Source organism: Liquorilactobacillus vini DSM 20605 (assembly GCF_000255495.1).
Classification (GTDB): domain Bacteria; phylum Bacillota; class Bacilli; order Lactobacillales; family Lactobacillaceae; genus Liquorilactobacillus; species Liquorilactobacillus vini.
The window spans coordinates 1-9018 of the sequence record NZ_AHYZ01000014.1 but is presented as its reverse complement, the minus strand read 5'-3'; the positions used below and the strand labels follow the sequence as shown (position 1 = coordinate 9018).

10 protein-coding genes are annotated in these 9018 nt (G+C 39.0%); 3 read left to right on the top strand and 7 right to left on the bottom strand.

Going from position 1 to position 9018, the window contains the following annotated elements; genetic code table 11:
• Positions 1–340: 340 nt before the first annotated feature.
• From tpx to glpK, 3 genes are all read right to left on the bottom strand, one after another.
• Positions 341–838: a thiol peroxidase gene (tpx, locus tag ON15_RS00605; RefSeq protein WP_010579526.1), complete on the bottom strand. Its 498-nt coding sequence runs from the start codon at positions 836–838 to the stop codon at positions 341–343.
• 86 nt (positions 839–924) lie between these two features.
• Positions 925–2613 (bottom strand): glycerol-3-phosphate dehydrogenase/oxidase, encoded by a 1689-nt coding sequence (locus ON15_RS00600; RefSeq protein ID WP_010579525.1) that lies wholly within the window; start codon positions 2611–2613, stop codon positions 925–927.
• A 24-nt stretch (positions 2614–2637) separates the two neighbouring features.
• A complete protein-coding gene (gene glpK / locus ON15_RS00595) occupies positions 2638–4152 on the bottom strand; it encodes a glycerol kinase GlpK (RefSeq protein ID WP_010579524.1) in 1515 nt (504 codons plus the stop codon).
• A 346-nt stretch (positions 4153–4498) separates the two neighbouring features.
• On the opposite strand from glpK, the gene ON15_RS12130 reads away from it, so the two are divergent.
• The 3 genes from ON15_RS12130 to ON15_RS00585 are packed head-to-tail and all read left to right on the top strand — an operon-like array spanning position 4499 to position 6001.
• Positions 4499–4864 (top strand): aspartate/glutamate racemase family protein, encoded by a 366-nt coding sequence (locus ON15_RS12130; protein WP_010579523.1) that lies wholly within the window; start codon positions 4499–4501, stop codon positions 4862–4864.
• 14 nt (positions 4865–4878) lie between these two features.
• Positions 4879–5190, top strand: coding sequence for an aspartate/glutamate racemase family protein (locus ON15_RS12125; protein ID WP_010579522.1), 312 nt, complete (start codon positions 4879–4881; stop codon positions 5188–5190).
• 49 nt (positions 5191–5239) lie between these two features.
• Positions 5240–6001 carry a tyrosine-protein phosphatase gene (locus ON15_RS00585; RefSeq protein ID WP_010579521.1) on the top strand — a complete coding sequence of 254 codons (762 nt, stop codon included), beginning with the start codon at positions 5240–5242 and terminating at the stop codon, positions 5999–6001.
• 105 nt (positions 6002–6106) lie between these two features.
• On the opposite strand, the gene ON15_RS00580 is transcribed toward ON15_RS00585, so the two are convergent.
• The 4 genes from ON15_RS00580 to ON15_RS00565 form a co-directional block, all read right to left on the bottom strand.
• Complete coding sequence (locus ON15_RS00580) at positions 6107–6802, bottom strand: VIT1/CCC1 transporter family protein (protein ID WP_010579520.1); 696 nt, start codon at positions 6800–6802, stop codon at positions 6107–6109.
• Positions 6803–6806: 4 nt separating this feature from the next.
• Positions 6807–7484, bottom strand: coding sequence for a VIT1/CCC1 transporter family protein (locus ON15_RS00575; protein WP_010579519.1), 678 nt, complete (start codon positions 7482–7484; stop codon positions 6807–6809).
• Positions 7485–7692: 208 nt separating this feature from the next.
• Positions 7693–8334 (bottom strand): NADPH-dependent F420 reductase, encoded by a 642-nt coding sequence (locus ON15_RS00570; RefSeq protein ID WP_010579518.1) that lies wholly within the window; start codon positions 8332–8334, stop codon positions 7693–7695.
• Positions 8331–9018: LLM class flavin-dependent oxidoreductase (locus ON15_RS00565; protein WP_010579517.1), on the bottom strand; the 688-nt coding region annotated here is incomplete at its 5' end. The genes ON15_RS00570 and ON15_RS00565, both read right to left, overlap by 4 nt.

The window sequence follows — 9018 nt, the reverse complement described above, 5'->3', positions numbered from 1 at the left end:
AAAGGCAAGGATAAGTTTGCAGCAAATGAACGAAGTGAACTTTTCGATGGTGATAAAATCCTTCAGAAATATAATTTTCACCAAATTTAGGGTCAAAAATAAGGTTTGGATCTTTAATTCCAAGTAAAAATCGGGTACAATAATCCATGAATTAAACATTCTTTCTATACTCGTTGAAAAACGAGTTTATTTTGAAGATGAAGTTGCCACTTCATCTTTTTTTATAGCATAAAACAAAAATTGGTACTAGGATAGAAAAATTTCTATCAGTACCAAATATTATAGAACCGCAAAAAGCAATGGATCTTAATTGAGCCATTGCTTTTTTGGTAGTATCTGACTATTTAGTTAAGGCAGTCAATTTTGCTAACGCTTGACTGTAAGCTGGTTCATTAGTCTGTTCAATGATCAATTCACGATAAACGATTCGACCATTTTCATCCAAGATCCAAATGCTACGTGAATCGATTCCTTTAGTTGCAACATATATTCCGAGTTTTTCACCTAATTGATGCTCTTGATCCGAAACTAATCTAATCTTGGTGACATCAGCGGCTGCACACCAATTTTGTTGCTGTTCAGGCGTGTTGGTTGAAATTGTCAAGAAATTGATTCCAGGAAATTGATCAACTTTTTGATTGAATTTCTTAGTTGACAGGCTGCAGACACGAGTATCAATATCCGGAACCACACTGATCAAAGTAACTTTACCAGAAAGATCAGTCAAACCAAGTGATTGACTATCGCTAGTTTTTAAAGCAAATTCAGGAAATTGTTCACCAACAACTGGCGGCTGGCCATTAGTTGTCAGTGGTTCGCCATGCATGGAGATTTGCATCAAATACCACTCCTCATATCAAAATTTCTTTCTTAAATCAAAATAACGCAATCTACGTTCAACTTCCACTTAAATGCTTTTAACCATTAGTTGACTTGCGTCTGGGCTGTGGTTTTAAATACCTGACGCAAATTAATTTGCTGATTGACTTCAGCTATCATCGCTGTTTTAGTTTCCACAGACCAGCTATAATACTTTGCCATTTCTAAAATAATTTGATCTTTAACTTGCAGCACATGTTTAAAATCAAATAATAGCTGACTGCTGCGTCTTAGTAAATAATCAATAGGATGGATCACCATTTCTTTTTCCAAACCATAATGCAGCTGCGCATAATCAACTGGTGCTAAACCTCCATCTGATGGGCACTGACTTAAATAAGCATAAACTTGATCAACATTTCGACCATATCGATGAACAAGTTTGGCCGCAGCAGTTTCACTTAAGCCCGCTGTCACTCCACGCTTTACGGCTGGTTCTATAAACTCTTGGAATCCTTGACTTCCAGATTTATCCGCCCCCGACAACGGCAACTTGACCGTTTGTGTCTTAACATACTGATAATCACCAAAGTTTTGTGCAATATCGCGGGCAACTTGGTCAATAATTTTTTCGGCCATTTTGCGGTATCCTGTCAGCTTTCCTCCAGCAATTGAGTAAAGACCAGATTTAGCATGAAAAATCTCATCTTTTCGAGAGATTTCTGAAGGACTTTTGCCTTCTTCTTGAATCAGCGGCCGCACACCTGACCAAGCAGATTCAACATCCGCAAAAGTCAACGGTTCGATATCAAACATTTTATTAACCGCTTCTAAAATATAGTGAACATCTTTGACCGTAACAGTCGGTTCAGCCGGATCCTTGTTCCAAGTCGTATCAGTTGTACCAAAATAAGTTTTACCTTCACGTGGAATCACGAACATCATCCGTTTATCATGGAAAGGTGTATCAAAGAAAATTGCATTTTTAACGGGGAACTTTGCATTATCAACTACTAAATGCACTCCCTTAGTCAAATGCAGATGTTTACCCTGATTTGAACCATCCAGTTGTCGAATGGTATCAACCCAAGGACCAGCTGCATTAATGACCCGCTTAGCATAAATTGTCAATTCTCGGTGAGTTAATTGATCCACCACTTTAGCCCCGCAGACTTGACCTTGACTATTATAAATCAAATCTGTCACTTTGGCATAATTAGCTACCAAGGAACCTTCCTGATGAGCTCGCTTAATTACCTCAATCACCAACCGCGCATCATCTGTCCGATACTCAACGTAAACCCCAGTCCCCTTCAAACCATCAGCTTTTAAATATGGTTCGCGTGCCAGGGATGACTTTTTATCCAGCATAAACTTCCGTTCGCTTTTTTTGACCTGTGCTAGGCGGTCATAAACATCTAAGGCTGCCGCCGTGGTAAACTTTCCTAAAGTTCCGCCTTGATAAAACGGCAGCATCATCCAAACAGGAGTAGTAACATGTGGAGCATTTTCATAAACAATCGCCCGTTCCGAACCAACCTCAGCTACTTCATGAAAGGCCAACTGCTTTAAGTAACGCAAACCACCATGAACTAATTTAGTCGAACGACTAGATGTCCCAGATGCAAAATCCCGCATCTCAACTAAACCCGTTTGTAAGCCGCGGGTTTGAGCATCTAGCGCAATGCCAGCTCCAGTGATTCCGCCGCCAATTACTAAAATGTCCAACTGTTTTGCTGCCATTTGCTGTAAATTGTGTTCTCTTACCTTAGAATTTAAATTACTCTTGATCATTGAACTTCCTCCCTTGTAAAATGGTCACTTACTGCCATTTAAATATTTAAAACTCATTGTTGCTTTGACGGCGTGCTGCCAACCAGTATACAATTTCTGCCGTTGTTGTTCATCCATTTGTGGAATAAACTTCTTACCAACTTTGAAAATTTGTTTTAACTCATCTGGATTGTCCCAAAAGCCAACTGCCAAGCCGGCTAAAAAGGCTGCACCCATCGCAGTAGTTTCGACATCTGCTGCCCGTTCGATTGGCGTATTTAAAAGGTCCGCTTGAAACTGCATCAAGTAATTATTCATTGCTGCCCCACCATCAACCCGCAAAACTGGAATCTTAATCTTAGTATCTTGATACATAGTATCGACTACATCACGAGTCTGGTAGGCTAGTGATTGCAAAACAGCTTTAATAAAATCATTTCGGCTGGTACCGCGCGTTAAGCCAAAGACAGCTCCACGAGCATCAGCATCCCAATATGGTGCCCCTAAACCGGTAAAAGCTGGGACAACATAAATCTCATTTTGACTTGTTGATTGCAGCGCCGCTTCTTCCGAGGCAGGTGCACTATCGATCAAATGCATTGAGTCGCGTAGCCACTGGATCGCTGAACCTGAGACAAATACTGACCCTTCCAAAGCATAGTTGACTTTACCGTTAATTCCATAAGCAACAGTTGTCAACAAATTATTGGCTGACATAATTGGTTTTTCACCAGTATTCATAACAATAAATGAACCCGTCCCATACGTATTTTTGACCATCCCGGATTTTAAGGCTAGTTGGCCAAATAAAGCACTTTGTTGATCACCAGCCATCCCGGCAATTGGCACCTCACTGCCATAAAAATGATAATGAGCGGTTTGACCATAAACTTCCGAGTTTCCTCGAACTTCAGGAAGCATAATTTTCGGGATTCTTAAAATTTTGAGGATTTCATCATCCCAAGTTAATGTATGAATATTAAATAACATCGTTCGACTGGCATTGCTATAATCAGTTACATGGATCCGTTCTCCCGATAATTTCCAGGAAAGCCAAGTATCAATCGTACCAAACAGCAATTCACCATTTTCAGCTCGTTTTTGAGCACCTGGAACATGGTCCAAAATCCAGCGAATCTTAGTCGCCGAAAAATACGGATCAATCAAGAGTCCAGTTTTTTCGTGAATCATTTGATCATAACCGTCTTTTTTCAGCTGCTGAGCGAGTTCATTAGTTTGCCGTGACTGCCAAACAATCGCATTATAAATTGGCAAGCCAGTTTTTTTATCCCAAATTACCGTTGTTTCACGTTGATTAGTAATTCCAACGCCCGCAATTTGAGAAGGTTGGATTCCTGATGAAATAAAAGCATTGGCAATCGTCGACAAAACTGCATTCCAAATTTCATTAGCATTATGTTCAACCCAACCAGGATGTGGAAAATACTGAGGGAATTCACGTTGCGCATCAGCAGCTTTCTTACCATGATGATCAATGATCAAAGCTCGGGTGCTAGTTGTTCCTTCATCGATAGTTAGAATATATTTTTCACCATTCATTAAATTTCCTCCTTTAATGTTAGCGCTTACCATTTAATCGTATACCAATTGTTTATTAATGCAAGTTATTTGAATTTTCCCCTATAAAGAAAAAATAGAAACGTATATTCATCAATATATAACAAGCAAAAAAAGCTTTAATCATCTTTAGTTTCACAAACTATACCAATGCGTTAAAAAGCTCTAAAAATTCCATTATTTCTTTCCTAAGTACACAACCAATTTATACATTATCAGCTAAGATTTAAAATTTTACTATTGTTTGTTGCTTACTACACAGTTCATTTAACATTCAAATAAGTGTATAATAGTCTGAAAGTACGTTTAGAGATGGTGTAAATAAATTATGAAAAAACTCGGATTAATTGGTGGGATGGGACCTGTTTCAACAATCGATTATTATCAAAAACTCGTTGTTGGTTTTCAGCAGGATCATCCTCAAAGCTGTCCGCCAATCGTGATCGACAGCCTAGACGTTTTTGAATTATTAAAGCTTGAAGAACAAAATGATCAAGCTAAACTGTTTCGTCAGCTTGAAACTAGTATCGAAAATTTAACTGCAGCTGGTGCAGAATATGCGGCCTTAACTGCCAATACCCCCCATATGATTTTCGAAGAACTCCAAGCTGCATCCCCAATTCCACTAGTCAGTATCCTTGATCCAGTCGGTGAAGCCATCAAGGATCATCAACAAAAAAAGTGGCACTTTTAGGAACTAAAATGACTATGCAGCTACCTTTTTATTTTCACGGGTTAGCTAAACAAGGTATTGAAGTCATTGCTCCTGCACCCAAGCAAATTCAAACTATTCACCAAATTATTACGACTGAACTCGAAATAAATATTTTTAATCCTGCCAGCAAACAGTTAATTTTACAAATCATCGCTGAGCTAAAAGCTAAAGAAAATATCCAGGGCATTATTTTAGGTTGCACCGAACTCCCGCGATTATTAAATCAAACCGATTGTCAGCAGGTTACAATTTATGATACAGTAGCTTTACACGTCAAAGAACTATTAGCTAAAATGAAAAATTAAATAAAATCTAATCAAATATAAATAGCTGTTCCTAATAGGAGTTGATCTTTTGAACAAGCAACCAAAATCTTCACAAGTCAAAATTACCAACCTGCGTGACATTGGCGGATATCAAACACCCGCGGGTCAGTTGAAAACTGGAATCTTTTTCCGAAGCGGTGAGCTTTATGATTTATCTAAGGAAGCCGCTGATTTTTTAAGTCATGATTTAGCAATCAAAAAAATTTTTGACTTTCGTCGACCAAGCGAAATTGAAAATCGACCAGACTCTAAAATTGCACAAGCTACCTATGAAAATATCAATCTTTTGAGCACTCCAGCACAAGCGAATCCGAGTCTCAAAAATATGGTTGTCAATCCTCAAATGGAAAATTATATGTTTAAAGTCTATGCTGAATTGGTTCTCAGTTCGTCAGCTCAAGAAGGATTTCATAATTTTCTATTAGAAGCTTTGTCTTTGCACAAGCCGCTGCTTTTTCACTGTTTTGCTGGAAAAGATCGAACTGGTTTGGCAGCAGCTTTATTACTAAAAATTGCCGGAGTTGCCGATGATGATATTTTCGATGACTACCTTAAAACTAACCAAGCACGCCAAAAAGCCAACCAAGAAATTTTAAATCATTTTGCTGATAAACTAAGCTCCCAAAAATTAAAAGAGCTCGAAATTTCTTTATCAGTTAAGGCTGACTATTTAAAATATGCTTTTGCTCAAATTAAAGAGAATTTTGGCAATTTTGACAATTATTTGATTAGTGGTCTTAGTTTGCCAGCTGATTATCAAGCCAAATTCCAGGCTGCTTATCTTGAATAAGCGAACCTTTTAAAATGATCGATTAAAAAGCCATGAAGTTAACTTCTTCTATCCCATATGGGAGGTGAAGCTTTACTTCATGGCTTTTAGTATTTCATATTTAAACTACAACATAATCCCCACTGTATAGTGAATAATCATCGTAATGATCCCCACAATTAAATTTCGAAAAATTGCAATTTTTGTTAATCCATTACCTAAACGTGCACTTAGATATCCGGTCAATGAAACTGAAAGGCAAACTGCCAATATTGTGGCAATCCACTTAAAATTATCTGGGCTTAACGTCATGGCCGCGAGTGGAAAAATCCCCCCTGCTGAAGCCGAAAACAATGAGGAAAACGCAGCATTCCACGGATTGAAATAACTACCTAGTTTTAAATTATATTTAACATTGATGATCGTTTCCAGCGGTTTTTGATGCATTAAATCTTCAGCAATTTGTTGGGCTGTCTTTTCAGAAACCCCTTTAGCTTGATAAAACTTAACTACCTCGTTCAGTTCAGCAGCAAAACTCGTTTTCAGCAATTCATTTTCAGTAATCACCGCTGCTTTTTCTGTGTCACGCTGGGCACTGACAGAAGCATATTCTCCGGAAGCCATTGAAAAAGCACAGGCTAACAAATCTGCCAGACCAGCAATAAAAATTGTAAACTGATCCGTAGTTGCGACTGCTACACTGAAGAGAACACCGACTACAGTTAAAATACCGTCGTTTGAGCCTAAAACTCCAGCTCGCAAAGTATTTAACTTATCTTCCAATGATGGTTTGCCTTTTTGTTTTAAAATTTTTTCGTCCATTTTTTCACCTTCCAATTAAAACGCCAATCACATACGTAACCATCATCGTCAAAATGCCGGAGCTCACATTTCGAGCGACCCCATGTTTCCAATTAGCATGGCCTAAAACAGCTGCTAGCCAGCCGGTTATTGCTAAAGCAACTATTACTGCTAAAAAAGTTGCTAAGATTCTGGTCGATGCTGGGAATAATAAGATTGCTGCTAAAGGTAAGATTGATCCGAGCGGAAAAGAAATCATTGAAGCGATTGCCGCAGCATATGGGCTAGTGAATTGCCGCGGATCAAAACCGTATTTTTCCCGCACAACAGTCACTAATGGATCTTTCCCCATCATTTCACTGGTCGCCTTTTCGGCTAATTCCTCTTTGATTCCCTGCTCCAGATAACGTTGTTTTACAAATTCAAACTGTTTTTCAAAGTCATTTTCTAATGATAATTTTTGCTCAATTACTGCTTTTTTCTGTGAATCTTTCTGTGTGTTGACGGAAACATATTCACCCATAGCCATAGAAACTGTCCCAGCCAGCATCCCGGAAATTCCAGCCAGAAAAACCGCATAATTGCTAGTTGTAGCTCCAGCTACTCCAATAACAATTCCAGCAACAGATAAGATCCCATCGTTAGCTCCCATCACCGCTGCTCGCATCATATTTACTTTTTGAGCTAAACTTTTCTGTTTCATTAGTTTTCCCTCTAATTTAGAAATATTATAATTTAATAAATATTATATTCTAATTAAAGCGAGATGTAAAGCCCAAACTAATTAGTTAGCTAATGAAAACAGATTTGCAATCTAAAACTTCACAATTGTTAGATGAGGAATCTAATGACTGTGGAGCTTTTCTAAAGCACTTCACAATTGCAAATCTGTTTTTAATTTATTTAACTTCTCAGCCAATTTTATCAGCATAAGTTGCTAAAATGGCCTTTAATTCTGCTTTAGTAACATCTGCTCCAAAAGCTGGACTGCCAGGTTGCAACAGTTTCCCTTGCACTAAAGGTCCAATCACTAAAGGATCAAATCCCAGCGAATCGACAAATTGTTTAACAATTGCTAAAGCTGTCGGTTGATCACCAGCAATCGCTATTGCTTTTCGGTCAGGAGCTCCTTGCGGACGGGCTGCTTCCAACAGTTCATGATAGCCAATATGATTTAAAGCCTTAATTATTTGACTATCTGCTAAATGACGCTGAATCTGCTGACTGCTGGTTAAGCCAGGATGCAAAATCTCTGCTAACAAGCCATCAGTTGGTTGCCAATAATTGGTAGCATCGATCACCACCTTGCCAGCAAAATCTGTTTTGTCTAACTGCTGGTAATGACTCAAAGGAAGTGCCAAAATAATCAGATCTGCTTGCCTAGCGGCCTGTTGGGTCGTTACAGCAACTGCCCCTGGCAATAGGACAGCCACCGTTAATTCAATTTTTTCTGGTGCTGCTGAACCAGCAATTAAAACTTGGTAGCCAGCTTTCAAAGCTAGCTGACCTAAAACGGTACCTAATTTCCCAGCACCAATAATTCCAATTTTCACTTTTGTCTCTGGCCTTCCATTAATAATTCTCGAACTTGCGGTACAACTTGGGTAGCATATAATTCAATCATTTTCAACCGTTCCCGAGCTGGTAATCCGCCGGCTCCGTAAACTAGTTCAAAACGCCCGGCTCCCAGTTGACTGATAGTTGTTGCCAAGCGTTTAGCAACCGTCTGTGGTGAACCCACATAAAATGAGCCAGCTTCGATTTCAAATTTAAACTGTGCTGCTGACATCGGCGTCCAGCCCCGTTCATGACCAAGCTTAACAAAACTTTGCCGCAAATACTTCCATGCTAAGGTAAACGCTTCTTCATCAGTTCGGGCAATTACTCCGTGTGAATGAATCGCCAAAGGATGCAGCCGCGTAGCAAATTGTTCAGTCGCCTTTTGATACAATTTGACATATGGCAAAAAGCGTTCTGGCTTACCACCGATAATTGCTAAGGTCAAAGGAAAATTATAGCGGGCTGTTCGAACTACTGAAGCTGGTGTGCCACCGACAGCAATCCGAACTGCTAAGTGGCCGCTTTCAGTCTTAGGGAAAACAGCCGCATGTTGTAAGGCTGCTCGGGTTTTGCCAGACCAAGTAACTGGTTTTTCCTTTAGTAACTGATTAAAAAGACTAAAACTTGAAAGTTCATATTTGAGCTGATGCTGTATGATGTCAGCTTTATTTTTACGA

Coding starts and splice junctions, on each gene's coding strand:
- ON15_RS00600 (WP_010579525.1), bottom strand. CDS start 2,613: ATGATCAAGAGTAATTTAAATTCTAAGGTAAGAGAACACAATTTACAG.
- ON15_RS00580 (WP_010579520.1), bottom strand. CDS start 6,802: ATGGACGAAAAAATTTTAAAACAAAAAGGCAAACCATCATTGGAAGAT.
- ON15_RS00575 (WP_010579519.1), bottom strand. CDS start 7,484: ATGAAACAGAAAAGTTTAGCTCAAAAAGTAAATATGATGCGAGCAGCG.
- glpK (WP_010579524.1), bottom strand. CDS start 4,152: ATGAATGGTGAAAAATATATTCTAACTATCGATGAAGGAACAACTAGC.
- ON15_RS12130 (WP_010579523.1), top strand. CDS start 4,499: ATGAAAAAACTCGGATTAATTGGTGGGATGGGACCTGTTTCAACAATC.
- tpx (WP_010579526.1), bottom strand. CDS start 838: ATGCAAATCTCCATGCATGGCGAACCACTGACAACTAATGGCCAGCCG.
- ON15_RS12125 (WP_010579522.1), top strand. CDS start 4,879: ATGCAGCTACCTTTTTATTTTCACGGGTTAGCTAAACAAGGTATTGAA.